Genomic DNA, 281 nt, shown 5'->3' with positions numbered 1-281 from the left:
GGTACTTATGGTTTTAGAGGTATTGTTAAAGATGCCAATACAAATACACCTATTCAGGCAACTGTTACACTTGTTGGTCATGATGCCTATGGTTCGCATACCTTTTCTGATGCTAATGATGGTGATTTTTACAGACCTGTGAAAGCTGGTACTTACGATATTTTATTTGAAGCGGATTGTTATCAATCGCTTACCCTTTCTAATCAAACCATTAATGATTATCAAACTATTAATTTAGCAGATGTATTGTTAACTCCTACATCTTCTGCTGTTCCTACTAA

1 protein-coding gene is annotated in these 281 nt (G+C 34.9%); it reads left to right on the top strand.

The annotated features are described in order from the left end of the window. Nucleotides 1–281, top strand: a 281-nt coding sequence (locus ACH5TX_RS00045; RefSeq protein ID WP_439337524.1) for a carboxypeptidase regulatory-like domain-containing protein, incomplete at both ends; no start/stop codon positions are given.

Origin of the sequence: Thalassobellus citreus, assembly GCF_044385915.1 — a bacterium.
Classification (GTDB): Bacteria; Bacteroidota; Bacteroidia; order Flavobacteriales; family Flavobacteriaceae; genus Thalassobellus; species Thalassobellus citreus.
This window is presented reverse-complemented; position numbering and strand designations above follow the sequence as displayed.